Source organism: Zoogloea sp. GW822-FHT05C07, from assembly GCF_058800215.1.
Genome location: NZ_CM179510.1, coordinates 4,483,263 through 4,507,131 on the forward strand (window position 1 = coordinate 4,483,263; position 23,869 = coordinate 4,507,131).

32 protein-coding genes are annotated in these 23,869 nt (G+C 66.0%); 16 read left to right on the plus strand and 16 right to left on the minus strand.

Features of this window, described 5'->3' with window-relative positions; all coding sequences use genetic code 11:
- The first annotated feature begins 5 nt into the window (after positions 1 to 5).
- From AC3QL2_RS20670 to AC3QL2_RS20680, 3 genes are read left to right on the plus strand one after another with little or no spacing between them, the layout of a single operon-like run.
- The gene (locus AC3QL2_RS20670) at positions 6 to 191 is read left to right on the plus strand and encodes a DUF2065 domain-containing protein (RefSeq protein WP_481114696.1); all 186 of its coding nucleotides are present in this window, start codon (positions 6 to 8) and stop codon (positions 189 to 191) included.
- Positions 192 to 205: 14 nt separating this feature from the next.
- On the plus strand, positions 206 to 1,360 hold the full coding sequence (locus AC3QL2_RS20675; RefSeq protein ID WP_493233142.1) for an ATP phosphoribosyltransferase regulatory subunit: 1,155 nt from the start codon (positions 206 to 208) through the stop codon (positions 1,358 to 1,360).
- A gap of 4 nt (positions 1,361 to 1,364) precedes the next feature.
- Positions 1,365 to 2,675: an adenylosuccinate synthase gene (locus AC3QL2_RS20680; RefSeq protein ID WP_493232818.1), complete on the plus strand. Its 1,311-nt coding sequence runs from the start codon at positions 1,365 to 1,367 to the stop codon at positions 2,673 to 2,675.
- Positions 2,676 to 2,836: 161 nt separating this feature from the next.
- On the opposite strand, the gene AC3QL2_RS20685 is transcribed toward AC3QL2_RS20680, so the two are convergent.
- Genes AC3QL2_RS20685 through ompR form a run of 8 tightly spaced genes read right to left on the minus strand, consistent with a single transcriptional unit; the run spans position 2,837 to position 8,053 of the window.
- The gene (locus AC3QL2_RS20685) at positions 2,837 to 3,616 is read right to left on the minus strand and encodes a peptidylprolyl isomerase (protein ID WP_493232817.1); all 780 of its coding nucleotides are present in this window, start codon (positions 3,614 to 3,616) and stop codon (positions 2,837 to 2,839) included.
- 32 nt (positions 3,617 to 3,648) lie between these two features.
- Positions 3,649 to 3,903: a BolA family protein gene (locus AC3QL2_RS20690; RefSeq protein WP_481122990.1), complete on the minus strand. Its 255-nt coding sequence runs from the start codon at positions 3,901 to 3,903 to the stop codon at positions 3,649 to 3,651.
- A gap of 5 nt (positions 3,904 to 3,908) precedes the next feature.
- A complete protein-coding gene (locus AC3QL2_RS20695; RefSeq protein WP_493232816.1) occupies positions 3,909 to 4,208 on the minus strand; it encodes a YciI family protein in 300 nt (99 codons plus the stop codon).
- Complete coding sequence (locus AC3QL2_RS20700) at positions 4,208 to 4,744, minus strand: septation protein A (protein WP_493232814.1); 537 nt, start codon at positions 4,742 to 4,744, stop codon at positions 4,208 to 4,210. The genes AC3QL2_RS20695 and AC3QL2_RS20700 overlap by 1 nt, the downstream gene beginning before the upstream one ends.
- Positions 4,745 to 4,796: 52 nt before the next feature.
- Positions 4,797 to 5,195, minus strand: coding sequence for a group II truncated hemoglobin (locus AC3QL2_RS20705; RefSeq protein ID WP_493232813.1), 399 nt, complete (start codon positions 5,193 to 5,195; stop codon positions 4,797 to 4,799).
- On the minus strand, positions 5,185 to 5,895 hold the full coding sequence (locus AC3QL2_RS20710) for an MBL fold metallo-hydrolase (protein WP_493232812.1): 711 nt from the start codon (positions 5,893 to 5,895) through the stop codon (positions 5,185 to 5,187). Before AC3QL2_RS20710 ends, AC3QL2_RS20705 begins: the two co-directional genes overlap by 11 nt.
- A 43-nt stretch (positions 5,896 to 5,938) precedes the next feature.
- Entirely contained in the window at positions 5,939 to 7,291 is a 1,353-nt protein-coding gene (locus AC3QL2_RS20715; RefSeq protein WP_493232810.1) for a sensor histidine kinase, read from the minus strand.
- A 33-nt stretch (positions 7,292 to 7,324) separates the two neighbouring features.
- Positions 7,325 to 8,053 carry an osmolarity response regulator transcription factor OmpR gene (gene ompR, locus AC3QL2_RS20720; RefSeq protein ID WP_481114687.1) on the minus strand — a complete coding sequence of 243 codons (729 nt, stop codon included), beginning with the start codon at positions 8,051 to 8,053 and terminating at the stop codon, positions 7,325 to 7,327.
- Positions 8,054 to 8,249: 196 nt separating this feature from the next.
- On the opposite strand from ompR, the gene AC3QL2_RS20725 reads away from it, so the two are divergent.
- The 7 genes from AC3QL2_RS20725 to AC3QL2_RS20755 all read left to right on the plus strand — a co-directional run bounded on the left by AC3QL2_RS20725 (position 8,250) and on the right by AC3QL2_RS20755 (position 12,703).
- Positions 8,250 to 8,576 (plus strand): hypothetical protein, encoded by a 327-nt coding sequence (locus AC3QL2_RS20725; RefSeq protein WP_493232809.1) that lies wholly within the window; start codon positions 8,250 to 8,252, stop codon positions 8,574 to 8,576.
- A gap of 68 nt (positions 8,577 to 8,644) precedes the next feature.
- Positions 8,645 to 9,337 (plus strand): tRNA (adenosine(37)-N6)-threonylcarbamoyltransferase complex dimerization subunit type 1 TsaB, encoded by a 693-nt coding sequence (gene tsaB / locus AC3QL2_RS20730; RefSeq protein ID WP_493232808.1) that lies wholly within the window; start codon positions 8,645 to 8,647, stop codon positions 9,335 to 9,337.
- Positions 9,334 to 9,786, plus strand: a complete 453-nt coding sequence (gene rimI, locus AC3QL2_RS20735) for a ribosomal protein S18-alanine N-acetyltransferase (RefSeq protein WP_493232807.1) — start codon at positions 9,334 to 9,336, stop codon at positions 9,784 to 9,786. The genes tsaB and rimI overlap by 4 nt, the downstream gene beginning before the upstream one ends.
- Before the next feature lie 10 nt (positions 9,787 to 9,796).
- Complete coding sequence (locus AC3QL2_RS20740; protein WP_493232806.1) at positions 9,797 to 10,648, plus strand: uracil-DNA glycosylase; 852 nt, start codon at positions 9,797 to 9,799, stop codon at positions 10,646 to 10,648.
- Positions 10,649 to 10,714: 66 nt separating this feature from the next.
- Complete coding sequence (locus AC3QL2_RS20745; RefSeq protein ID WP_493232805.1) at positions 10,715 to 11,263, plus strand: LemA family protein; 549 nt, start codon at positions 10,715 to 10,717, stop codon at positions 11,261 to 11,263.
- A 100-nt stretch (positions 11,264 to 11,363) separates the two neighbouring features.
- Complete coding sequence (locus AC3QL2_RS20750; RefSeq protein WP_493232804.1) at positions 11,364 to 12,209, plus strand: TPM domain-containing protein; 846 nt, start codon at positions 11,364 to 11,366, stop codon at positions 12,207 to 12,209.
- A 5-nt stretch (positions 12,210 to 12,214) separates the two neighbouring features.
- Positions 12,215 to 12,703: a TPM domain-containing protein gene (locus AC3QL2_RS20755; RefSeq protein WP_493232802.1), complete on the plus strand. Its 489-nt coding sequence runs from the start codon at positions 12,215 to 12,217 to the stop codon at positions 12,701 to 12,703.
- 40 nt (positions 12,704 to 12,743) lie between these two features.
- Here the strand turns inward: AC3QL2_RS20755 and AC3QL2_RS20760 are convergent, their stop codons facing one another.
- A complete protein-coding gene (locus AC3QL2_RS20760) occupies positions 12,744 to 14,612 on the minus strand; it encodes a sensor histidine kinase (protein WP_493232801.1) in 1,869 nt (622 codons plus the stop codon).
- 108 nt (positions 14,613 to 14,720) lie between these two features.
- Between AC3QL2_RS20760 and tadA the strand changes: the two genes are divergently transcribed.
- The 3 genes from tadA to AC3QL2_RS20775 are packed head-to-tail and all read left to right on the plus strand — an operon-like array spanning position 14,721 to position 16,118.
- Entirely contained in the window at positions 14,721 to 15,206 is a 486-nt protein-coding gene (gene tadA, locus AC3QL2_RS20765; protein ID WP_493232800.1) for a tRNA adenosine(34) deaminase TadA, read from the plus strand.
- 4 nt (positions 15,207 to 15,210) lie between these two features.
- Positions 15,211 to 15,690, plus strand: coding sequence for a L,D-transpeptidase family protein (locus AC3QL2_RS20770; RefSeq protein WP_493232799.1), 480 nt, complete (start codon positions 15,211 to 15,213; stop codon positions 15,688 to 15,690).
- On the plus strand, positions 15,687 to 16,118 hold the full coding sequence (locus AC3QL2_RS20775; RefSeq protein WP_493232798.1) for a GNAT family N-acetyltransferase: 432 nt from the start codon (positions 15,687 to 15,689) through the stop codon (positions 16,116 to 16,118). The genes AC3QL2_RS20770 and AC3QL2_RS20775 overlap by 4 nt, the downstream gene beginning before the upstream one ends.
- Here AC3QL2_RS20775 and AC3QL2_RS20780 read toward each other — a convergent pair.
- The 5 genes from AC3QL2_RS20780 to AC3QL2_RS20800 form a co-directional block, all read right to left on the minus strand.
- Positions 16,115 to 16,801 (minus strand): dienelactone hydrolase family protein, encoded by a 687-nt coding sequence (locus AC3QL2_RS20780; RefSeq protein WP_493240293.1) that lies wholly within the window; start codon positions 16,799 to 16,801, stop codon positions 16,115 to 16,117. The genes AC3QL2_RS20775 and AC3QL2_RS20780 overlap by 4 nt on opposite strands.
- 70 nt (positions 16,802 to 16,871) lie before the next feature.
- Positions 16,872 to 17,945: an AmmeMemoRadiSam system radical SAM enzyme gene (amrS, locus tag AC3QL2_RS20785; RefSeq protein WP_493232796.1), complete on the minus strand. Its 1,074-nt coding sequence runs from the start codon at positions 17,943 to 17,945 to the stop codon at positions 16,872 to 16,874.
- Positions 17,946 to 17,948: 3 nt separating this feature from the next.
- Positions 17,949 to 18,512 carry an AmmeMemoRadiSam system protein A gene (gene amrA / locus AC3QL2_RS20790; RefSeq protein ID WP_493232794.1) on the minus strand — a complete coding sequence of 188 codons (564 nt, stop codon included), beginning with the start codon at positions 18,510 to 18,512 and terminating at the stop codon, positions 17,949 to 17,951.
- Positions 18,499 to 19,317, minus strand: coding sequence for an AmmeMemoRadiSam system protein B (gene amrB / locus AC3QL2_RS20795; RefSeq protein ID WP_493232793.1), 819 nt, complete (start codon positions 19,315 to 19,317; stop codon positions 18,499 to 18,501). Before amrB ends, amrA begins: the two co-directional genes overlap by 14 nt.
- Before the next feature lie 37 nt (positions 19,318 to 19,354).
- Positions 19,355 to 20,623 (minus strand): MgtC/SapB family protein, encoded by a 1,269-nt coding sequence (locus AC3QL2_RS20800; RefSeq protein WP_493232792.1) that lies wholly within the window; start codon positions 20,621 to 20,623, stop codon positions 19,355 to 19,357.
- A 71-nt stretch (positions 20,624 to 20,694) separates the two neighbouring features.
- On the opposite strand from AC3QL2_RS20800, the gene ispD reads away from it, so the two are divergent.
- From ispD to thpR, 3 genes are read left to right on the plus strand one after another with little or no spacing between them, the layout of a single operon-like run.
- Positions 20,695 to 21,396, plus strand: coding sequence for a 2-C-methyl-D-erythritol 4-phosphate cytidylyltransferase (ispD, locus tag AC3QL2_RS20805; RefSeq protein ID WP_493232791.1), 702 nt, complete (start codon positions 20,695 to 20,697; stop codon positions 21,394 to 21,396).
- A gap of 2 nt (positions 21,397 to 21,398) precedes the next feature.
- Entirely contained in the window at positions 21,399 to 21,890 is a 492-nt protein-coding gene (ispF, locus tag AC3QL2_RS20810) for a 2-C-methyl-D-erythritol 2,4-cyclodiphosphate synthase (protein WP_079434963.1), read from the plus strand.
- Positions 21,883 to 22,410, plus strand: coding sequence for an RNA 2',3'-cyclic phosphodiesterase (thpR, locus tag AC3QL2_RS20815; RefSeq protein ID WP_493232790.1), 528 nt, complete (start codon positions 21,883 to 21,885; stop codon positions 22,408 to 22,410). The genes ispF and thpR overlap by 8 nt, the downstream gene beginning before the upstream one ends.
- A gap of 122 nt (positions 22,411 to 22,532) precedes the next feature.
- Here thpR and AC3QL2_RS20820 read toward each other — a convergent pair whose 3' ends face one another.
- On the minus strand, positions 22,533 to 22,973 hold the full coding sequence (locus tag AC3QL2_RS20820; protein ID WP_481114672.1) for a host attachment protein: 441 nt from the start codon (positions 22,971 to 22,973) through the stop codon (positions 22,533 to 22,535).
- A 101-nt stretch (positions 22,974 to 23,074) separates the two neighbouring features.
- Positions 23,075 to 23,845: a M90 family metallopeptidase gene (locus AC3QL2_RS20825; protein WP_493232789.1), complete on the minus strand. Its 771-nt coding sequence runs from the start codon at positions 23,843 to 23,845 to the stop codon at positions 23,075 to 23,077.
- Positions 23,846 to 23,869: the final 24 nt, after the last annotated feature.

The window sequence follows — 23,869 nt, forward strand, 5'->3', positions numbered from 1 at the left end:
TAATAATGGGGCGTTCCCTCATCCTCGCCTTCGCGCTGATGCTGGTGCTTGAAGGCGTTGTGCCCTTTGTTGCGCCAGCCCTGTGGAGGGAGACTTTCGCCCGTCTGGTCCGCATGGCGGACGGGCAGATCCGTTTTGTCGGCCTCGGCTCCATGCTGCTGGGCCTCGTTGTTCTATTCGTTTTTTCGTAAGGCGCTACCCCATGTTGCGTTGGGTTCTACCCGAATATATCCAGGACGCTTTGCCAGCCGAAGCGGCCAAACTGGAAGATCTGCGCCGTCGTCTGCTCGACGCCTTCCGTCTCAACGGTTATCAGCTCGTTGCTCCGCCCCTGCTCGAATACCTGGAATCCCTGCTGACCGGCGCCGGTCAGGACCTCCAGCTGAAGACCCTCAAGCTCGTCGACCAGCTTTCCGGTCGCACGATGGGGGTGCGGGCTGATATCACGCCCCAGGTTGCGCGCATCGATGCGCACCTGCTCAACCGGAAGGGCGTTGCCCGCCTGTCTTATTGCGGCAGCGTCGCGCACGCTGTGCCGTCGTCGCTGACGGCAACCCGCGAGCCGCTCCAGCTGGGTGCCGAGATCTACGGTCACGCCGGTCTGGAAGCCGATGCGGAAGTGATCCGTCTGCTTGCGGAAGCGTTGCAGGCCGCTGGCGTGGGGACCTCGCGCATCGATCTCGGTCATGTGGGTCTTTTCAAGGCGCTGGTGGCCAAGGCCGGTATCGGCGCGGAGCGGGAAGAGCCGCTGTTCGATTGCCTGCAGGCCAAGGATCTGCCCGGTTTGCGTGATCTGCTGGCCGGCGTCGCCGAAGATGTCCGCGAAGCCCTGCTGGCCCTGCCGACCCTGTACGGCGGTGCCGAGGTGCTCGCACGTGCCCGCGGGATCCTGCCGGCTGACACCGAAATCGAGGCAGCGCTGAGCGATCTCCAGTGGCTGGCCGATGAGCTGGAGGGCCTGCCCATCAGTTTCGATCTGGCTGACCTGCGCGGCTACCATTACCACAGCGGGGTGGTCTTCGCGGCCTATGGCGGCAAGTCGCCGGTCGCGCTCGCCCTCGGCGGGCGTTACGACAGTGTCGGCCGCGCCTTTGGCCGAGGTCGTCCGGCCACCGGTTTCAGCCTGGATTTGCGTGAGCTTGCGGCGCAGGTTGCCGACCCCGTGTTGCCGGGCGCCGTGCTGGCTCCGGGTGGGCGGGATCCGCAGTTGCAGGGGGCCATCGCCGCCCTGCGCGACAACGGCGAAAACGTAGTGATTGAATTGCCCGGCCATGACGGCACGTGGCGCGAGGCCGGCTGTGACCGGCGTCTGGTTCTGCGGGGCGGTGCCTGGCAGGTTGAACCGCTTCAGGGAGATTAAAGAGATGGCAAAGAACGTTGTGGTTGTTGGCACCCAGTGGGGTGACGAAGGCAAGGGCAAGATCGTCGACTGGCTGACCGATCAGGCCCAGGGGGTTGTCCGTTTCCAGGGCGGCCACAATGCCGGTCACACGCTGGTCGTCGGCACCACCGAGTACAAGCTGAACCTCGTGCCGTCCGGCATCGTGCGTGAAGGCGTGCAGTGCTTCATCGGCAATGGCGTGGTGCTGGACATCCACCATTTGCTGGCCGAGGTGCGTGGTCTGGAAGCGGGCGGCATCAAGGTGCGTGAGCGTCTGAAGATCAGCCCGGGCTGCCCGATCATCCTCGGCTACCACTCGGCGCTGGATCGTGCCCGCGAAGCGAAGAAGAGCGCTGGCGACAAGATCGGCACCACCGGCAAGGGCATCGGCCCGACCTATGAAGACAAGGTCGCCCGCCGTGCGCTGCGTGTGTACGACCTGTTCCATCCGGAGCGCTTCGCCGAGAAGCTGAAGGAGAATCTGGATTATCACAACTTCGTGCTGACCCAGTACTTGGGCGCCGATCCCGTGGATTTCCAGACCGTCTACGACCAGGCGCTGGCCGACGCGGAAGAGATCCGTCCGATGGTCACCGACGTGTCCGCCGATCTCTATGCGATCAACAAGGCCGGCGGCAACCTGCTGTTCGAAGGCGCGCAGGGCACGCTGCTGGACATCGACCACGGCACCTATCCCTTCGTGACCTCCAGCAACTGCGTGGCGGGTCAGGCGGCGGCGGGCAGTGGTGTTGGTCCCGGCCGTCTGCACTACGTGCTGGGCATCACCAAGGCTTACTGTACGCGTGTGGGGGGCGGGCCGTTCCCGACCGAGCTGGATTTCGAAACTGCCGGCACGCCGGGCTACCAGATGTCCACCGTGGGCCGTGAATTCGGCACCGTGACCGGGCGCAAGCGTCGTTGCGGCTGGCTGGATCTGGCTGCGCTGAAGCGCTCCATCATCATCAACGGCGTTTCCGGCCTGTGCATCACCAAGCTGGACGTGCTCGATGGCCTCACGGAGCTCAAGCTGTGCACCGGCTACATGCTCGACGGCAAGCGCGTGGATCTGCTGCCGATGGGCGCCGAGGAAGTGGTTCGTTGCGAGCCCATCCTCGAGACGCTGCCTGGCTGGAGCGGCACGACCTTCGGTGCGCGCACCTGGGATGCGCTGCCGCCCGAAGCGCGCGCCTATCTGCACCGCATTGAGGAGATCTGCGAAATCTCCATCGACGTGATCTCCACCGGTCCCGAGCGTGACGAGACGATCCTGAAGCGCCACCCCTTCGGCGCCTGATCGACGTTTTCCGGCTTCTTCCGGCTTGGCCCGGATGGCGCTGCCCCTGGTGGGAGGTGCCGTCCGGGCCAATTGCTTCTGGCAAGCCGGGGCCGCCGGGCGCAAGGCAAACAAAAAGCCGACGGGAAACCGTCGGCTTTTTGTCGTCAGCGTGGCGCGGATTACTTGACTGTTGCCTTGCTGCGCAGCTCGGTGATGTGGCGTTCCACGCGCTGCTGCTCGAGGCGTTGCTTGATCTGACCCTTCACCTCGTCGAAGCTCGGTGCCTTCAGGGCCCGGCTGTCTTCGAGTTTGATGACGTGATAGCCGAAATCGGTCTTCACCGGGGTGGTGGTGATCTTGCCCTTTTCGAGCTTGGTCAGCGCGTCGGCGAAGGGCTTGACGAAGCCGGCCGGGTTGGCCCAGCCGAGATCGCCGCCCTTGTCCTTGGAGCCCGGGTCCTTGGATTGCTTGGCGAGCTCTTCAAACTTCTCGCCCTTTTCGAGCTTGGCGATGATGGCCTTGGCTTCGTCTTCCTTCTCGACGAGGATGTGCCGTGCCTTGTATTCCTTGTCGCCCAGTTGGGACTTGATCTTGTCGTATTCGGCCTTCACTTCGGCGTCGGTGACCGGATGGCTCTTCACAAAGTCCTGCAGGTAGGCGCGGACCAGCACGGCCTGGCGGGCCATTTCGACCTGGGCACGTACGGCTGCGGACTTTTCAAAGCCCTTCTTGCTGGCTTCCTGAGCGAGCACCTCGCGGCGCACGAGCTCTTCCTTCACGGCGTTGCGAAGCTGCTCGGAGTCGGGAGCGCCCTGGGACTTCTGCTCGGAGATCATCACGTCGGCGCGGGCCTGGGGTATGGCCGTGCCGTTGACCGTTGCCACGTTCTGGGCAAAGGCGGGAATCGCGATGGTGGCTGCGAGGAGGGACAGAGCCAGGCGGCTCGGGATGATTTTCATCAGTTTTCCTTGCTGGTGGAGCGGGTTGAAATTCAACTTTCGTCGGGCGTCCTGGCCTGGATGGCCAGGGCATGGATCTCGCGGCGCATCAGGTCGCCGAGGGTGTCGTATACCAGGCGATGGCGGGCGACCGTGTTCTTGCCGCTGAACGCCGCCGATACGATGGTCAGCCGGTAATGGCCGCCACCGGAACGGGCGCCGGCATGGCCGGCATGCAGATGGCTGTCATCGATCAGCTCGATGGCGGACGGTGCCAGCACGGCGAGGCGCTGGCGGATGTCGTCCATGACGCTCACGGCAGGACCTTCTTGAAGGGCTTGACGGTGCACCGCACGAAGACGCCGGTGGTGGCGTAGGGGTCGGCGGCGGCCCAGGCTTCGGCCTCGGCCAGCGAGGGGAATTCGGCAACGATGACGCTGCCGGTGAAGCCGGCCGGGCCGGGGTCGGGGGAGTCAACTGCCGGACAGGGGCCGGCCAGCACGAGGCGGCCTTCAGCCTGCAGGGCCTGAAGGCGTGCCAGATGCTCGGCGCGCACGGCCATGCGCTTGTCGAGGGAGTTGGGGGCGTCTTCGCCGATCAGGGCATACAGCATTATTTGGGTTCCTCTTCGATGTAACGGGACAGCAGCATTCCCTGAGCCAGCACGAACACGAGCATCAGGCCCATGCCGCCGAAAAGCTTGAAGTTGACCCAGGTGTCTTCGGAAAAGTTGTAGGCGACGAACAGATTGATGCCGCCCATGGCAGCAAAGAACCCGGCCCAGGCCAGGTTGAGCCTGCCCCACAGCGCATCGGGCAGTTTCATCTGGGCTTCCAGCAGGCTGCGGATCAGGTTCCTGCCGAGGAATTGCGCGGAGACGATCAGGGACGTGGCAAAGAACCAGTACAGCACGGTCGGCTTCCACTTGATGAAGGTCGGGTTCTGGAAGAACAGGGTGGCGCCGCCGAAGACGGTGACGATCACTAGGCTGACCCACAGCATGGTGTCCACCTTGCGGTGGCGGAACCATACCCAGCCGATCTGCGCAACGGTGGCGGCAATGGCCACCGCGGTTGCGACGAAGATGCCGGCAAACTTGTAGGCGACGAAGAAAAGGATGATCGGGAACAGGTCGAAAAGAAATTTCATCAGTTCGGGACGCAGGGAGGCAGGGCGGGGGAGGAGGCCGGAAGGGGATAAATCAGGAGAGGTCGACGCGGTTACGCATGTGGTCGGCAAGGCCGAGGATCGCGGCCCACAGTTTGTCGCGCAGCGGACCGGAAGGCAGGCATTCGTCGAAGGCCGTTTCCATGCACATCAGCCACTGGTCGCGCTCCTTGCTGGCAATCGCGAAGGGCAGGTGGCGGGCGCGCAGGCGTGGGTGGCCGAACTCCTGTTCGTAAAGCGGGGGTCCGCCGAGCCAGCCGGTCAGGTACTTGAACAGCTTCTCTTCCGAGCCGGCCAGGTCTTCGGGATGCATCTGGCGGACATCCCATGCCTCGGGCAGGGTATCCATGAGCTCGTAGAAACGATGGACGAGGCGGCGGATGGTATCTTCTCCGCCAAGTTCGGAATACGGGGTCAGAGGTTCAAGTGCCATGGATGTCCTGCTCTCCAATACGGCCGCAGCGCAGGTTGGCGGGCAGCGCTTCGTCCATCATGCGTGGGGGCGGAAGGCCAAGATTGGCCATCAGGTCGATGAATTCCTGCCGGCTGCGCCCGGCCAGGCGTGGGTTGCTGCCCTTTTCCTGGGCGATGCTGGAGACGCGCGCGCCACGGTAATCGTGGCCCGGATAGACCAGGGTTTCGTCCGGAAAGGTGAACAGGCGTTCGGTGATGCTGGTGTACAGCTGGCCGGCGTCGCCACCCTGGAAATCGGTACGGCCGCAGCCGCCGATCATCAGCGCATCGCCGGTAAAAAGTCGGTCGCGCCAGTGGTACGTGACGCAGCCCGGCGTGTGTCCCGGCGTAGGAATCACGCGGATGACCTGGTTGCCGAAGACGATCGTGTCGCCGTCGCCCACCGTGCGGTCGGCACAGCCCACGCCACCGCCGGTGCTGATGATGCTGCGGGCGCCGGTCAGCTCCCGCAGGCCGGCCGAGCCGGTGATGTGGTCGGCATGTACATGGGTTTCCATTACCCAGACCAGCCGGAGCTCCTGCTCCTGGAGAAAGCTGATGTAGGCACCCACGTGCTCCTTGACCGAATCGATGATGACCGCATCGCCGGTCAGGGGGTCGGCCAGGAGGTAGCTGAGCGTGCAGCTGCTCGGATCGAAGAACTGGCGGAACAGGATCATGGGTGTGGCGCCAAAACGGAATAGCATCGATTCTAGCTTCAACTCAGGCTTTTGTTGTGGCCCGGAGGTGGATGCTGGCTGCCAGTCCGCCGCCGGTTCGCGGTGTCAGGCGGAATTCACCGTTCTGGCCCCGCACGATGCGATCGACGATGGCCAGGCCCAGCCCCGATCCCTTGGTGTTGGTGCGGGCGGATTCGAGGCGGGTGAAGGGGCGTTTGACGCGCTCGATGTCGGCTTCCGGAATGCCGGGGCCGCGATCGAGCACGCGGATGGTCGGCCGGCCTTGATCGGAACCGATTTCCAGCTCCGGTGCGGCGCCAGCATAGCGCAGCGCATTCTCGATCAGGTTCGTGACGGCCCGTCGCAGGGCTTGCGGGCGGGCGGCCGCCATGACGCAGCCGATGCTGCGCAGTTCCAACGTGAAGCCGCGGCGGGCGTACAGGGTGACCAGTTCGGCCGCCAGTTCGTTGAGATCGACGAGGTTTAGCGCCTCGCCGCCGTCCAGCTTCGAGAACTCCAGGAACTGGCCGATGATGCGGTCCATGTCCTCGATGTCGGAGACCATCGCATCGATGTCGGCCGGCTCGGCGCCGCACATTTCGATGCCCAGGCGCAGGCGCGCCAGCGGCGTGCGCAGGTCGTGGGACACGCCGGCCAAGATCAGGGCCCGGTCGGCGTCGAGTTGCTGCAGGTCATGGGACATCTGGTTGAAGGCGTGGGCGAGATCCGACAGTTCCGTCGGGCCGCTTTCGCTCAGTTGTGGCGGCACCTCGCCGCGCCCGACGGTCCGGGCGGCGGCTGCCATAGCCTTGAGCGGCAGGCTGAGGCGCGAGACGATCATGTAGGCACCGAGCGTGGCGAGGCATAGCGCCGCCGCACCCCATCCCATCCATTCCAGCGCGTGGGGGCGGATGATCCGCTCGCTGGGCAGCATGACCCAGAACTCCATGCTCTCCGAGGGCGGGTCGTCATCCAGCCGGAAGCTGACCCAGAACCCCGTCAGGCCTTCCCAGGAGGACGCGAAACGGGTTTCCACGCCCAGCTGCTTGCGCACATCGGTGATGATCATCCGCATCAGCGTCGTATCTTCCAGCGGCTGCACTTTGTCCTGCGATTCCGCGGGATAGATGCGGATGCCTTCCAGGGTTGCCAGATCGAGCAGCAGGTCCTTGCGCCTGGCCGGATCTGCATTGAGGAGGGCGGTGCGCGTCAGGTTGATGATGCTGATCACCGTCTGGGCGGTTTGGCGCGCCCGGCTGGACTGGTCGAAGTGGTTGAAGATGGCCGACCACACGGCCACCGAGGCGAGCATCAGCGCCGCGACGACGAGGAATATGCGCCACAGCAGCGTGCGGGGTGCGGCGTGGAGCAGGGAGCGGTAGCGGGCCGATGCCATGTTGCGGCAGGCGGGCAGACGAGACTGCCAGCCTTACTGGGAGTGCTTGTTGCCGTCCGGTACGAAGACGTAGCCGAAACCCCACACGGTCTGAATGTAGCGGGGCTTGCCGGGATCTTCCTCGATGAGCTTGCGCAGGCGGGAGATCTGCACATCGATGGAACGGTCGAAGACGTCGTACTCGCGCCCGCGGGCCAGTTCCATCAGGCGATCCCGCGACAGGGGCTGGCGGGGGTGCTGCAGCAGCACCTTGAGCAGCGCGAATTCGCCGGTGGTGAGCAGGGTTTCCTCGCCGTTGCGGATCAGCATGCGGGTGCCGAGCTGGACGACGATCTGGCCGAAGCGCACGTCCTCGTCGTCGGCCGCCGGTGCGCCGGGGGGCGTCTGCGGCTGGCGGCGCAGCACGGCGTTGATGCGGGCCACCAGTTCGCGCGGGTTGAAGGGTTTGGGCAGATAGTCATCGGCACCCATCTCAAGGCCGACGATGCGGTCCACATCGTCGCCCTTGGCGGTGAGCATCACGATCGGAATGCCGTTGTTGGTGCCGCGCAGGCGCCGGCAGATGGACAGGCCATCCTCTCCCGGCAGCATGAGGTCGAGCACCATCAGGTCGAAGTGTTCGCGCAGCAGCGCGCGATCCATCTGCGCCGCGTCGGCGACGGTCTTGACATTGAAGCCCTGTTCGCCAAGGTAACGTTTCAACAGGTCACGCAGGCGAAGGTCGTCGTCGACGACGAGGATGCGAAAGCTCTCTTTTTCCATGAGTCGAATGCTAGCCGCTCGTTTGCTGGTCGGCTAGCGGGGCGACAAAAGACGTGGGTAAAGAAACGTAAGTGGAGTGATGGACCTAACATTCCCTTACAAAGCGTCGCACGTTGGATTGTCCGGCCTGCCAGAATCAGATCGACCCGCTTCCCGGAGATGTCCGAATGATTGCGGTCGGGTTAGGATGAGTGCCATGCGTGATGAAACAAGTTTGCCGAACAAGTCTGGTCTAGGCCCGCGCTTGGCGTTGGGCTTGTTGCTGGTTGGCCTGCTGGCCGCGGGAACCGCGGCGGCCCAGAGCAACGAGCGTCTGGGGCCTTTTCTCCGTCAGCACGCGGTTCCGCAGGACCGCCAGGGGCGGGAGATGCCGGCCTTTTCCGCGGAGCCCATGCGGCGTCAGGACGTGGACGAGAGCCGCAACCCCCGTCGCTGGTCGCCTGAGGAACGGCGCCAGCTGCGGCGTGATGTCCACGAGGCCGGCCGGGATCTGTACGGTGACCGTCATCGCCGTCAGGATTGACCGCCCAGCGGCAGCGCGCGCCATCAACGCGGCTGCCGGTGCCGGAGGCGCGGTAGAATGCGCCTCCTATGAAGATTCTCGCCCTCGAAACCTCCACTGAACACGGCTCCGTTGCGCTGCTCGACGGGAGCCGTCTCGTCGAACGTCCGGTGGCCGGCCGTCCCGGCCATTCGGAAACCATGCTGCCTGAGGTGCGCGCGCTGCTGGCGGAGGCCGCCGTAGAGCTCGCTGAACTCGATGCGATCGCCTTCGGCGCCGGCCCCGGCGCCTTTACCGGATTGCGCCTGGCCTGTGGTGTGGCCCAGGGGCTGGCGCTGGGGGCGGGCAAGCCGGTGGTGCCGGTATGTACGCTGGAAGCGCTGGCCGCCCAGTGCGATCAAGCCTCCATCTTCGTTGCCGCGGATGCGCGGATGTCGGAAGTGTACTTTGCAGCCTATCGGCACATCGACGGTGTGCTGGTCGAGCAGGCTGGTCCGGCGTGCGCCGCGCCGTCCGCGGTGCGCTTGCCGCCGGATGGTGACTGGTTCGGATTCGGCTCTGCCTTCGGCGCTTACGGGGACTCGCTGGTTCCGGCCCTGGGTGGGCGCCTCGTCGGTTTCGACGCCTCGCCGATCCCGCAGGCATCCAGCGTGGCGCGGCTTGCCGCCGCCCGCTTCGCCCAGGGGATAGTGATCGACCCGGCGCTGGCGGCCCCGTTGTATGTCCGCGACAAGGTAGCGATGACCACCGCCGAGCGACTGGCCAGCGGAGGGCGGGCGTGACGCTTGTCGGACTGAATTTCGCGCCGATGCAGGAAGACGACCTGGAGTGGGTTGCGCTGCAGGACACCCGTTTGTATCCCTTCCCCTGGTCGGCTGGCAATTTCTCGGACTCCATGCGTTCCGGCTATGGCTGCTGGACCATGCGGGACGGGACGGAGAAGGTCGGCTACGCGGTGTTGATGATGGTGCTCGACGAAGCCCACATCCTTAACATCAGCGTGCTTGCCGATCGCCAGCGCCAAGGCCTGGGGCGCCGTCTGCTGGACCATCTGGCCGAAGTGGCTCGCCAGGCCGGCGCGCGCCAGATGCTTCTCGAGGTGCGGCCGTCGAATATCGCGGCGCTGGCCCTCTATGCCCGTGCCGGTTTCGAGACCATTGGCCGGCGCAAGGGCTACTATCCCGCGGCCACCGGGCGTGAGGATGGGCTGGTGATGAGGTCCCGTCTGTGAGCCGCTTGCGATGAACCAGCGTAAAGACGCCATCCTGCGCGAAATGGGGCTGGCGCCCTTGTGGCGCCTCCGTGGCGTGTCCGAAGAACAAGACGCCGCTGTCGTGGCGGCGCCTGCCGTGCAGCTTGAGTCGCCTGCCATGCCCCCAGCGGTGGCACCGGCCGCGCCGCAGCCGCTCCGACCGCTCCGCAACGCGCTGCGACCCGCGGGCATGGTCGCGCCGGAATCCGAGCGCCCTGCACCCGTCGAGGCGTCGACGGCATCCGTGCATGTCGGTGATCTGGGCTGGGACGCGCTTGAGGCACGCATCCGCGGCTGCGAAGCCTGCGGCTTGTGCCGCCGGCGCAAACAGGCCGTGCCTGGCGTCGGCGACCGGGAGGCGGACTGGCTGTTCGTCGGTGAAGGACCGGGGGCCGAGGAGGATGAGCGTGGCGAGCCCTTCGTCGGCCAGGCTGGCCGTCTGCTCGACAACATGCTCGCCTCGATCGACCTGAAGCGGGGTGAGGACGTCTACATCGGCAATGCGGTGAAATGTCGGCCGCCCCATAACCGAACGCCGGAAACTACTGAGCTGGCCGCCTGCTTCCCCTATCTGCAACGCCAGATCGAACTGATCCGCCCGCGTCTGATCGTCGCCCTCGGCCGTCCTGCGGCGCAAGCCCTGCTCAACCAGGAAATCAAGATCGGTGCCGCGCGGGGCAAGCTGTTTTCCTACGGATCGATACCGGTCATCGTGACTTATCACCCGGCCTATCTGCTGCGAAACCTTCCCGACAAGGCCAAGGCTTGGGAAGATTTGTGCTTCGCACGGCGAACCATGTTGCGTTTGAAGGCAGACGGCCAAACACTGCAGCCACTCTGAGTGCCGCGCCGTTACGCCTTGTGGCGGATGGCGTCGGGCGATGCGAATTCTGGAAAGGCCTTTTTCATGGGTAACTGGCTGCCCGCATTGTTGTGCCTGCTGCTATCCGCGAACCTGCTGAGCGGTTGCGGCTATCATCAGATTCAGGCCGACGACGAACAGGTGCTGGCCGCGGCTTCCGAGTACCTGGCGCTCAGCCGGCGGCGGATCGATCAGGTGCCGGGGCTGATCCAGGTGGCGCAGACCCATGCCCCCAATGAGCGGGATGCGCTGAGTCAGTTGGCGCGCGCGCGGGATGCGGTCGCGGAACACATGCCGGCGCTACCAGACGCGCTGGGCGAGCTGGATGTGCTGGGCAGGTTGTCGACGGAAAACATGGCCTTGTCCCGTGCCGTCGAGCACCTGCTGAGCAGTGCCGAAAACTACCCGGCCCTCAAGGCTGATGCCGGTTTCCGGGACATCCAGGCCCAGCTGGAAGAGGCCGGAGAGCGCATCGACGCAGCCCAGCTTCGGTATGCCGATGCGGTCAAGGCGTATAACGCGGAGATCGAGGCCTTGCCGAACAGCCTGACGGCGATGCTGATGGGCGCCAGGCCAAGGGGCGAACTCCACTGAATGCGCCGGGGATTGTGGTGTGTCGGGGATCGCAACGGGCGGCATGTTGGCGGTGCTGGTCGTAATGACAAACGTGAATATAAGAGCGAGGAGGGGGGCAATGCATCTTGTCGGATTGCTGAGGCGCAGCTTGGTCGTCTTGCTGCTGATGTGTGCGCTGCCGGCGTCGGGGGCCGACAAGGCGAAGGTGCAAGCCATGCCGGAGGTGACGAGTCCGGTGACCGATGCGCTCGGGCTCGTGCCCGCCGAGCGCAAGGCGGCGCTCGACTCCAGGCTGGTACAGCTGGCCAAGGAGCGTGACCTGCACATCGGGATCGTATTGGTCGCATCGACCAAACCGGACTCTCTGGAGGCCTATGGAGCCAAGGTGGTGAGTGCCTGGAACCGCGGCGTTACCGACGGCAAGGACGGCGTGCTGCTGCTGATCGCCAAGGAAGATGGCCAGGTCTTCATCGATGTCGGCAAGGGGCGTGGCGTGATGCCGTACAAGGAGGCGCTGAACGTGGTGGTGGACGTGATGTCGCCGCTCCTGCGGGACGGTGACTATGCGACGGCTTTCGAGGCCGGGGTCGATGCGCTGATCTCCGCCTACAACGCCGCATCGAAGCCACAGGCGCCACCGGTCGAGGCTCCGTCCGCCCCGGCGACCAACAACGTCATCACCGCCGCCGATCACCGCTGGGTGCTGGCGCTGGTGGCCGCCATGGTAGCCGTCCGCATGCTCGGGTGGGTGGCAGGACGGGGCCTGGCCAGCGTGCTGGGCAGCGGGGCGGTCTTCTTTCTGGCCTGGTCGCTGACCGGGCTGACTTGGGTCGGTGCCGTGTGTGCGGCCCTGGTCTTTCCGGTGGCCCTTGGCGGGCGTTCGGGCAAGAGCCAGAAAGTCCTCGGCCGGCCATCGGCGGCAGTCGGGGGCACGGTTGGCGCTTCGGGAGGCTGGCAGCGATGAGAATCATGAGAATCCTGAAGCACCTGTTCGTACCTTCCTGGGCACGCAGCGGGGCCTTTCCCGCCGAAACCCTGTCGGCCATCGATGTTGCGCTGGGCGAGTCGGAAAAATGGCATCGGGGCCAGATCCGCGTTGTCGTCGAAGGAACCCTGGGGCTTGGTGCCCTGTGGCGCAACGAGAATGCCCGCGCGCGCGCGCAGGGCTTGTTTTCCCATCTGCAGGTGTGGGACACGGAGGAGAACAACGGTGTGTTGCTCTACATCCAGTGGCTCGACCGCAAGGTGGAGGTGGTGGCTGACCGAGGGTTTGCGAGCCGGGTTAAACAAGCCGAATGGGACCAGTTGTGCCACCGCATGGACTATGCCTTTCGGGAAGGCGATTACCGCGGCGGTGCGGTGACTGCCGTGCGAGAACTGGCCTTGATCCTTGCAGCGCATTTCCCGAAGCCGGGGCTCAATCCGGCGACCCTGCCGGACCGGCCGATCCTGCTCTGACGGCCGTCGTCTGGCCCGACGACGGGGGCGATCGCTCCCGTCAGGCGACTGACGGGGCTGGATCGAGGGAGAAATAGATTGCCGCCCCGTGGCCGGGCTCACCCTCGGCCCAGACCTGGCCGCCGTGCCGATGCACGATGCGGGCGACGGTGGCGAGCCCGATGCCGGTGCCGGGGAATTCCCGGTCGGTATGCAGGCGCTGGAAGGGGCGGAACAGATTGTCCCGGTAGCGCATGTCGAAGCCCGCGCCGTTGTCGCGGATGACGAAGGCGGCGTGTCCTTCGTGCCGGGTTGCCGCTATCTGGATTTCTGCCTGTGCGGTGAGGCCGGTGAATTTCCAGGCATTGCCGAGCAGGTTCTCCAGCACGGTGCGCATCAGGCTCGGGTCGGCATCCACCTGCAGGCCCGGGTCGATACGGATGTGCACCTGGCGCTCCGGCTCCTGTTGCTGCAACTCATCGCAGATGTTCCGGGCCAGTCGGGACAGGTCCACCGTGCCCCGTTCCAGTGGTTTGCGGCTGACCCGCGACAGGGTCAGCAGGTCGTCGATCAACTGGCTCATGCGGTGGGCGGCGGCACGGACACGGCGCAACAGCTCGCGGGCTTCGTCGTCGAGCCGGTCGGCATAGTCCGAGCCGATGATGGTGCTGTAGCCCTCGATCGCCCGCAGCGGCGTCCGCAGATCGTGGGAGACCGAATAGCTGAAGGATTCCAGCTCGGCCAGCGCGGCACTGAGCTGGGCCGTGCGCTCGCCGACCCGCCGTTCGAGTTCGGCGTTGAGGCGCTTGATGGCACGCTCGGCAAACTTGCGCTCGGTAAGGTCGGTGCCGACGACGATGACGTGGCGCTTTCCATTCAACTGGACACGGCGGCTCACCAGCAGGAAGGGGACCGGGTCGGGGCCATTCCGCCGGAGCAGCACTTCCGCCGATGCTTCGCCGGCTTGCAGGGCCGTGTCGAGACGGTGGGCCAGCATCGCTTCCTGTTCGGGGATCACCAGTTGGCGGGCTTCCCGGTGGAGCAGCTGGCTCTCGTCCAGGCCGGTCAGGTCGTGAACGAAGCGGTTCCACAGCACGAGGCGGCCTGCCTCGTCGAGCAGGAGGAAGGGGGCGGGCAGGCTGTCGATGAGGCCACGGGAAAAGTCCCGCTCGGCCTTGAGCTGCCGTTCCGCCTCGATCGTGAACGACCGGGCTTCGGCGGAGGCGTCGCGGAACATGACGACGACGCCGACCGGCGCGGTGTGCGGGTCGGCCAGGATGGGCGCGCTACTGTCGGCAATGGGGCGCCGCCGGCCCTGGCGGTCTACCAGTAGGGTGCCCGGCGGCAGCGTGACCTTGCCGCCTTCGCGCATAACTCGCTGGGCCGGGCATTCGACGGCGCTGCCGTCCTCGGCACTGACGAGGGACAGAATTTCGGACAGCGGGCGCCCAAGGGCCTCCTCTTTGGGCCAGCCGGTCATCTGCTCGGCGACCGGGTTCATCAGGCTGACGCGGCATTCCGTATCGGTGGCGATCACGGCCTCGCCGATGCTGCGTAGGGTCAGCGCCAGATACTTGTGGAGGGGGTGTTCTTCGGTTTGGTCGATTGCCTTGCCGACTTCGGGCAGGCTGCTTGCGGCATCGGCATCGGCATCGGCATCGGCATCGGCATCGGCATCGGCATCGGCATCGGCATCGGCATCGGCATCGGGCATGGTCTGGGGCGCCGTAGCGGAGGTGGCGACGGCTCCGGCTTCCACGGACCGCTCTACGCGTGCCAGATAGCTGCGACTGGCGAGCCAGAACAACAGGCTGGCGGCGCTGATCATCAGCGCGGGTGGTCCGCCGGCCATGCTGCCGGCTACCGCCAGGCCGCCCAGCAGCGCATGGAGCAGCGTCAGGAGAATGGCTCCCCGCTTGCCGCCCGTCATGCCCCGACTCCGTGGGAGAGATGTGTGCTTGCGGTTTCGCTGAGGCTTTTCACGATGCTGTTTTAAAATCCCGGCTTTAGGTCCGATTGAATCCCTGATTTCTTGAACATGCCCCTCATCCTTCCCGAGCAGGACAGCGTTTTCATGCGCATGGCGATCGAACTGGCCGAGGATGCCGGCCGTTGCGGTGAGGTCCCGGTCGGCGCGTTGATCGTCGGCCCGGACGGGCAGGTGGTTGGACGTGGCTTCAACCAGCCTATCCTCCGCCACGACCCGACGTCCCATGCCGAGGTGATGGCCCTGCGGGATGCCGCCGAGCGTCTCGGCAACTACCGCCTGCCGGGCTGCACGCTGTACGTCACGCTGGAGCCCTGCGCCATGTGCGCCGGCGCGATCATGCATGCGCGCATCGGTCGGGTGGTGTTCGGGGCGCGGGATCCGAAGACCGGGGTTGCCGGTAGCGTAATCGATCTGTTTGCCGAGACACGCCTAAACCATCACGCTGCGATCGAGGGCGGCGTGCTGGCCGAGGAGTGCGGCGGCCTGTTGTCGAGTTTCTTTGCGGCCCGGCGCAAGCGCGTCGTGGCAGGGTAAGCCCATGCAGATCCGTGTCGATATTTCCAGCCAGACCCTGTCCCTCTACGGTGACGACGGGGCCTGCATCCGCCGCTATTCGGTGTCCACCGCGAAGAACGGTGCCGGCGAGGAGAAGGGCAGCTACTGTACGCCGCGCGGGCGCCATGTGATCCGCGCGCGCATCGGCGCAGGCGCGCCTCTGGGGGCGGCCTTCCGCGGGCGTCGCCCGACCGGCGAGGTGTGGTCGCCGGCGCTGGCGGAAGCCTCGACGGCGCGAGACTGGATCCTCACCCGGATCCTGTGGCTGTCCGGCCTGGAGCCGGGGCGGAACCGGCTCGGTACAGTGGATTCGATGCAGCGTTACATCTACATCCATGGCACGCCGGATACCGAGCCGATGGGTGTGCCGCTGTCCATCGGCTGCGTTCGCATGCGCAATCGCGACGTGGCGGAGCTGTTCGACCTGGTTCCGGCTGGCACACCGGTGGACATCCGCGAATGAATACCCGGCCCGACATCACTGTCCAGCTCAGCGAGTGGTCCGAGCTCGCCGCCCAGGCGACGCTGATCCGCTTCCAGGTTTTCGTGGACGAGCAGAAGGTGCCGGCGGACATGGAGCTCGACGAGTTCGATGCCGTGTCCTGCCATGCGCTGGCGTTGGCGGGCAATGAGCCGGTGGGTACCGGACGCTTGCTGCCCGACGGCCACATCGGGCGCATGGCGGTGCTGGCCGACTGGCGCGGGCACGGTGTGGGCGCGCTTATTTTGCAGGCTTTGATCGATGAGGCCGAGCGGCGTGGCATGCACCGGCTGGCGCTCAGCGCGCAGACCCATGCGCGGGGCTTCTACGCCCGTTTCGGCTTCGTGCCGGAAGGCGAGGTTTACGAAGAGGCGGGCCTGCCGCACCAGGCCATGCTGCGTCAGCGCTAACCGGCGTCGGGCTTGGGGGCGTCCGCCGCGGCGGGTTGCTGGATGAGGTGATGGTGGAACCAGTCGGCGGCCTTCGTCGCCGCGTCGTCCAGCGCGCCGGGTTGGCGGAAATCCTCGTCAGTGCCTGCCAGGGCTCGCCAGTCCTTGGTGCAGGTGAGCAGCTCGAAGGCCTGTCGCACGGCCGGCAGGCCAGTGTCTTTCTCGCCAACCACGAAACGGGTCGGGCAGACGATCTGACGCAGCGGCGAAATACCCGCCAGGCCCGGGCGGCCGCCGCGCAGCACCAGCGCGTCGACGACCATGGGTTCCTTGGATACCGCGCGCACCGCGGCGGCGCTGCCCGTGCTGCTGGCGACCAGGCCGACCGGGAGCGTGGCAAGTGGCGGCTGGTGGCGCAGCCACTCGAAGATCAGGTTGATGCGCTGGCCGAGGAGCGGCGCGTTGTAGCGGGTGTCCGGGTCGCGGGTTTCTTCGTAATGGGTCAGCAGGTCGAAGATCAGTGTGGCGAAGCCGGCTTCCTGCAGGCGCTTGGCGAAGTGGGCTTCACGGGACTCGCGATGGTTGCCGACGGAGTTTTGAGCGATGAGGATCAGCCCCTCGGCGTCGGGAGAATGGGCGAGCAGGGCCTCCAGCCAGATCGGGCCGGCTGCGATGCTCAGGGGGGTTTGACGCAGTTTCATCATGGCGGTGCAGCGCGTGTTTTTTGCTCAACGATGGCACGCCGGCGGGTGCCGGGCAAGGGCGTGGAGAGCCCTATTGAGTGTGAATGTGCACTGGGACACGGCGCGGGCCGAAAGCGCCGCGGAATTCGCCGAAGCGGCCAGCCAGCCGGTGTCCGCAGGCCGTGCAGGCGCCCTGGGCGTCGAGCCGGTAGGCCAGGATCGCGTACCAGTCCCGTTCGATGACGGCCTGCCCGCAGCCTGGGCAGTAGGTGGAGCCGCCTTCCGGATCGTGCACGTTGCCGGTGTAGACGTAGTGCAGGCCGGCGTCCTGGGCGATGCGGCGGGCGCGGCTGAGGGTGGCCGGCGGCGTCGGCGGAGTCCGGTCCAGCTTGTAGTCCGGGTGGAAGGCGGTGAAGTGCAGCGGCACATCCGGGCCGAGCTCCCGGGCGATCCAGTCCGATAGGGCGATGATTTCCGCGTCGCTGTCGTTGAGGCCGGGGATCAGCAGCGTCGTGATTTCGACCCACACCTGCGTCTCGTGGTGCAGGTAGAGCAGGGTGTCGAGCACGGGCGCCAGGTGGGCGCCGGTCTGGCGGACGTAGAAGTCCTCGGTGAAGCCCTTCAGGTCCACGTTGGCGGCGTCCATCACCGCGTAGAAATCCCGGCGGGCGTCCGGGCTGATGTAGCCGGCCGTCACGGCAACGGTGGCCAGGCCGCGGGCGTGGCAAGCGTCGGCGGTGTCCATCGCGTATTCGGCGAAGATCACCGGGTCGTTATAGGTGAAGGCCACGCTGCGACAACCATGGCTCGCGGCAGTGGCAGCAATGTCGTCCGGCGGGGCGCTATCCATCAGCCGGTCCATGTCGCGGCTCTTGGAAATGTCCCAGTTCTGGCAGAACTTGCAGGCCAGATTGCAGCCCGCGGTGCCGAAGGAGAGCACGCTGGAGCCGGGGTAAAAGTGGTTCAGCGGCTTCTTCTCGATGGGGTCGATGCAGAAGCCGGAACTGCGTCCGTAAGTGGTCAGGACCATTTTTCCATCCACCATCTGGCGGACGAAGCAGGCGCCCCGCTGGCCTTCATGCAGGCGGCAGTCCCGCGGGCACAGGTCGCACTGGATACGGCCGTCGTCGATGGGGTGCCAGTAACGGGCGGGATGGTCGGACATGGTTTACTCCACTTCGCTGCCCTCGTGCCATTTCTGGACCTGGTAACGGGCCAGCATTACGTTGGGGCCCCAGAAATCGGCCGGCAAGCGGGCTTTGCGCTTCAGCGCCGCCATGAAGTCGCGGGGATCGGGCAGTTGATCCCACACCTGGGGCAGGAAAGTGGCTTTCTGGCAGCCGTTGAAGAAGATCACGCCGTCGCGGCCCGGAACCAGCTGGGCGAGGGCGTCGGCCTCGTCGCGGAACTCCATGAAATCAGGCGTGCTGAGCAGGGAGACCTCGATATCGACCTGCTCGAACTCCGCCGCCGACAGCGGTGGAAAGCGGGGGTCGCGCAGCGCGGCGGCGGCAGCGTTTTCCCGGATGTCCTCGCCAAGGGCGCGGTGGGCGTTGAGGCTGCCGATGCAGCCGCGCAACTCTCCGTCAATGGTTAGAGTGACGAAGCTCGCGCCCCGTTCCTTCAGTTGCGGGTGCTCGGGGGGCGGCGGGGCGGATTGTCCGAGGGCGTCGGCAATCGCCTTGCGGGCCTGGGCCAACAGCACCGGGCCGAGGGTGTCAGTGGTGGGCATGCTGGTGGTCCTCGGAGAAGGCGATCGATGCGTAGCCGACCACGTGGTCGCGGTCGCCGGCGGTGTCGCCCGAGTTGCGCAGGTCGAGCACGTGGGGTGTCAGGTGGTGGCGGACGGCGGCGAGGAGCAGGCCGTTGATGGCGTCGGCGCCGCAGGCCTGTTCGCCCTCCAGGCGGGCGTCGAGCTGGCGGATCTGGGCGATGGTGGCCTTGTCGCGCAGCTGGGCCTGGCGGTAGGGGTGATAGTGGGACAGGTCGGAACTGATGACGATCAGGGTTTCCGGGCCGCCCCACAGGGTTTCCAGCAGGCTGGCCACCCGCTGCGGGTCGATGTCGCCGACGGCGATAGGCAGGATCTCGAAATGATCCAGCGTGCTCTGAAGGAAGGGCAGCTGGACTTCGATCGCGTGTTCGTCCGCGTGCGGCCGGTCATCGACGACCACGCCGGGCAGTTCCCGGGCCTGCAGCCAGGCTTCCCGGTCCACCGACACCGCGCCGAGCGGGGTGAGGAAGGTCTGGGCTGCTGGGATGGCCATGCCGCGTACCGCCACGCGGTGCGTCGGGCAGAGGATCAGCACGCGGCGGATCACGTCGCGGCGTTGAGTGAGTTCGCTGTAGGCACTCGCCGCCACTGCGCCGGAGTAGATGTAGCCGGCGTGAGGGACGACCAGCGCCTTGGGCGCTTCGACGACTTCGGCTGGGATCGCCGACGACAGGAGCCCCGCGACCTGCGCGTGCAGGCTGTGGGGATCTGCCGGGTAGAACATGCCGGCGACGGCCGGCAGACGGTGGGACGCGTGAGCCATGATTTCCTTCTGTTCGCTACGGACTTGCCTGATTGGATTATAGGGAGGTGTGCACCAGCCAGCCGATACCGGTGCCCAGCCCGGCGCCGACGACCAGCATGCCACCGACGACGCGCCGGCCGAGAGCCGGGCCGCCGAGGGCGAAGGCCAGCCCCGACTTGAAGGCCAGGTTGGCGAGCATCGCCAGCAGGATGGCGATCGCAGATGGCATTAATTCGAGTTTGCCCAGATTGAGCAGTCGCAGCGTCGACAGGGTGATGGCGTCCACATCGGTCAGGCCAGAGGCGAAGGCCAGCAGGTAGAGGCCGCCCTGGCCGGCAATGTCCGACAGCCACGCGGCGCACAGCAGCACGATGGCGTACAGCAGGCCGAAGCCCATGGCCGCGCGCAGCTCGGTCGGGTTGCGGGTTTCCGGCACAGGGAGCGTGTCCTTGCTGGCCAGCTTGTGCCAGTCGAAGGCGATGACCACGCCACCGACAAGCACCGCCAGCACGCAACCGGTCAGCAGTAGCGGGGTGATGTCTGGCGACAGCGCCCCGGCGATGGCCAGCACCCGCACGACCATGATCAGGTTGGCGAGCAGGATGACCAGCTTGGCCGTCGGCGCCATGGCCGGGTTCTCGCGGGCATGGCGGGAAAACACCATCGTCGTGGCGGTGCTGGAGACGAGACCACCGAGCAGGCCGAGCAGCGGCGCGCCGTAGCGTGCGCCCACCAACCGCAGCGCGGCGTAGCCGGTGAGGCTGACGCCGGAGATCAGCACGATCATCAGCCATACCTGATGGGGGTTGATCGCCTCGTAGGGGCCGAAACCCCGGTCCGGCAGGATCGGCAGCACGATCAGCGACAGCACCGAGAACTGCAGGATCGAGCGCCAGTCCTGGCTGGTCAGGCGGGCGGCGACGCCGCGCAGTTCGGACTTGAAATAGAGCAGCATCGTCGAGCCGACTGCCGCCATGACCGCCAGCCGCCCGTGCCCAAGCCAGACCAGGGCGCCGAGGCAGTAACACACCAGCAGGGCCACGACGGAGGTGGTGCCCGGGTCGTTGGGCTCGGGCTGGCGGTAGTTGGCGGCGATGATCGTGGCGGCGACCAGTACGAAGCCGCCGACCAGCAGTGCGGGCTCGGCGAGTTGTTCGGTGAGGAGCCCGGCCAGCGCGCCGAGCAGCCCGGTGAGGCCGAAGGTGCGCACGCCGGCAAGGGCGGACGGGCGGCGTTCGCGCTCCAGGCCCATCAGCAGGCCGATCGCGGTGGCGAGGGCCAGGGCCTCCAGCTCACGAGGGTCGAAGGCTTGTGAGAACAGCATGTGGGCTCTCCGGAAAGACGTATGGCTTAATCAGCGGCAGGATCGTGGGTGACATTGAGTAGAATCGCGCGATGCGAAATCCTACAACCCGTTGTTTTGCGATGGTGCCGGCGGCCGGAAGCGGCAGCCGGATGGGCGGTGAACAGCCCAAACAATATCTTTCCCTGCTCGGCGAGCCTCTGATCCGACACACCCTGGCGGTGCTGTGCGCATCGCCGGTGATCGATCGGGTCTATGTGGTCCTTTCGGTGGGTGATCAGGAATGGGACCGTCATGACTGGAGTCCCTTCGGCGACCGCCTGGTGCCCCTGTTCTGCGGTGGGGCGTCGCGGGCGGACAGCGTGCTCAACGGCCTGCGCGCCATTGCCGATGATACGTCCGAATCCGACTGGGTTCTCGTCCATGACGCGGCGCGGCCGTGCCTGGCGCCTTGGCATATCGAGAACCTGGTGCGTGAGCTTATCCATGACGAGGTGGGCGGCATCCTGGCGGTGCCGGTGGCCGATACGCTGAAGCGCGAGGACAGCCTGCACCGTATCGCCGCCACCGTGCCGCGCGATGGCCTGTGGCAGGCCCAGACGCCGCAGATGTTCCGCTACGTGATGCTCAAGCGTGCGCTGGAAAATGCCCGCCACGTCACCGACGAAGCCAGCGCCGTCGAGGCGATGGGCCTCAAGCCGCGCCTGGTGCGCGGCGATCCGACCAACCTGAAGGTGACCTTCCCGCTCGACCTGCACCTGGCCGAGTGGATCCTGCAACACCGGGAGTCATAGAGATGAATGTTCCGTTTCGTATCGGGCAGGGCTTCGACGTCCATGCCCTGGTTCCCGGCCGTCCGCTGATCATTGGCGGCGTGACGATTCCCTTCGCGCGTGGCCTGCTCGGTCATTCCGACGCCGACGTGCTGCTGCACACGATCACCGACGCCATTCTCGGCGCGGCCGGCCTGGGCGATATCGGCCGGCATTTTCCCGATACCGATCCGCGCTTCGAAGGGGCTGACTCCCGCGTGCTGCTGCGCGAGGCCGCTGCCGCTGCGCGCGCCGCCGGCTGGCAGACCATCAACGTGGATGCGACGGTGATCGCCCGCGCGCCGAAGATCCTGCCCCATGTGCCGGCGATGATCGCCAACATCGCGGCGGACCTGGGCGTCGAGCCGGCCGTCATCAACGTCAAGGGCAAGACCACCGAGAAGCTCGGCTTCACCGGCCGTGGTGAGGGTATTGCTGCCCAGGCGGTGGCGCTGCTGGCCCGCGTGGATGGCTGAACAAAGCCGCCGGCTCTTCCTGGCCCTGTGGCCGGAGCCGGCCCTGGCCGAACGCCTGCGTCAGCTGGCGGGCGAGGCCCAGCGGGAGTGCGGCGGGCGGATCATGCGGCGGGAAACGCTGCATCTCACGCTGGCTTTCATCGGGGCGGTGGCGGAAGACCGTCTGTCCGAGCTCCTGACCGCGCTGGGTCAGATCCGTGTGCCGCGCTTCCGTATGCGGCTGGATATGGTCGGCCACTGGGCCCACAACCATATCCTGTGGGCGGGATGTGCGGTGCCGCCGCAGGCCCTGCTGCAACTGGCGGCCGACATCCGTCGGGAAGTGGCGGCAATCGGCCTGCCTGCCAGCGGGCCGGCCTTCGTGCCGCATATGACCCTGTTGCGTAAGGCGAACACGCCTTATGGGCCGGCGGTTTTCGAGCCGCTGGAGTGGGATGTTGCCCAGTGGGCGCTGATGGAGTCTTGCCTTGCACCGCATGGCGCGGACTATCAGCGGGTGGCCGCGTGGGCGCTGGACTGAGCAGATTGCCCCGCGTAGACAGAAATCAGGCGGCAACGATGGGTATCGCGGCCGCCTGAAAGTGCGCTAACCCGAATGGGCGCGCCGGGAGGTCAGAGGAACGGTACAACTCGAATGGTGGTTCAGACGAACAGGCATCCTTCCAGATGATCGCGGAGTGCCGGTTCGGGCGTCTTGGTGTAGTCCTTCTCGAAGCGGTCGGTGATCAGTTGCGCGGTGGGTCGGTCGAGAACGGAATTGAGCATGCCCATGAATGACGGGGGTGCAATGACGATGGCGCGGCCGAAGAGGTTGCGGCTGCGCCCGAGATAGAGTTCCTTGGCGAGCTTCTGCGCAAAACTGCGGGCGGCGTTCTCTTTTGGTGGCGTCTGCTGTTCCCGGGAGCCATGTCCACTGATGGAGGCCTGCATCTGTCCGGCGCGGTCGGATGACAGGTCGGAATTCTTCATGCGGCTGGCGGGGTGGGCGATTTCCTTCACGAGCTGCAGGCCCTGCTTGGGTCCAAGGTTGGCGTACAGGCGGGCAAGACTCGCATTGGCGACCAGAATCCAGGTAATAGCCATGAATTGCTCTCCACACTTGGTAAGGAATGCCGGGGCGGCTTACCCACTGTAGACAGCGGAGCCGGGGACTTCAAAGTTTTGTTTCAGGAATGCTGTCGGTTTTATTTCGAGGATGTTTCGCGGGCTGCCGGGTCCTGCCGGTAGAACAGGGAAAGTTGCGTGTAAACAGCGGGGTACTCGGATTTCAGAAGCCCCGGCGTCTCGAAGAAAGCCTCGCTCATGACGGCGAAAAACTCGGCCGGATGCTCGGCACCGTAAGGGTCCAGCAAGGTGTCTTCGCCACCGTCCACACGCCTACAGAAGTCATTGAAAGCGGGCTGGAAAGCGGCCGCCCAGTCGGCGGTAGACATGTCGGCGGGCAGGGTCGGGTAGCCGTCCACGTCACCGTTGCCCATGTCCAGTTTGTGGGCGAATTCGTGGATCACCACATTGACGCCGGCGGGCTGTACTTCGCCGTCGAACCATGAGAGAAGCACGGGTCCGCCTTCCCAGGCTTCGCCGAGCACCTCGTCGTCGTATTCATGGACGACGCCGTCTTCGCCCACGACGCTGCGGGGGATGACGAAATCGCCCGGATAGACCACGATGCCGACCCACTCAGCGTAGGCATCGAGACCGATGTGAAGGATAGGTAGGCAGGCCTGCAGCGCGATGGAGAGCAACATGTCATCGGTGACGTTCATGCCTTCGGCGCCGTGGACCTGTTTGTCGGCCAGGAATTCGAGGGCCAGCCGGCGCAGGCGCGGGCGTTCCTCCTCAGGGAGGAAGTCGAGGAAGGGCAGGCTTTGCTCGATGCGCTCCCATTGGGCGGGAGCCACCTGCATGCGGTCGGCGGCGCGCTGGCGACGCCAGCGGCGGAAGGCGGAGAACATGGCGGGTCGAAGTCTGTCGAAGGG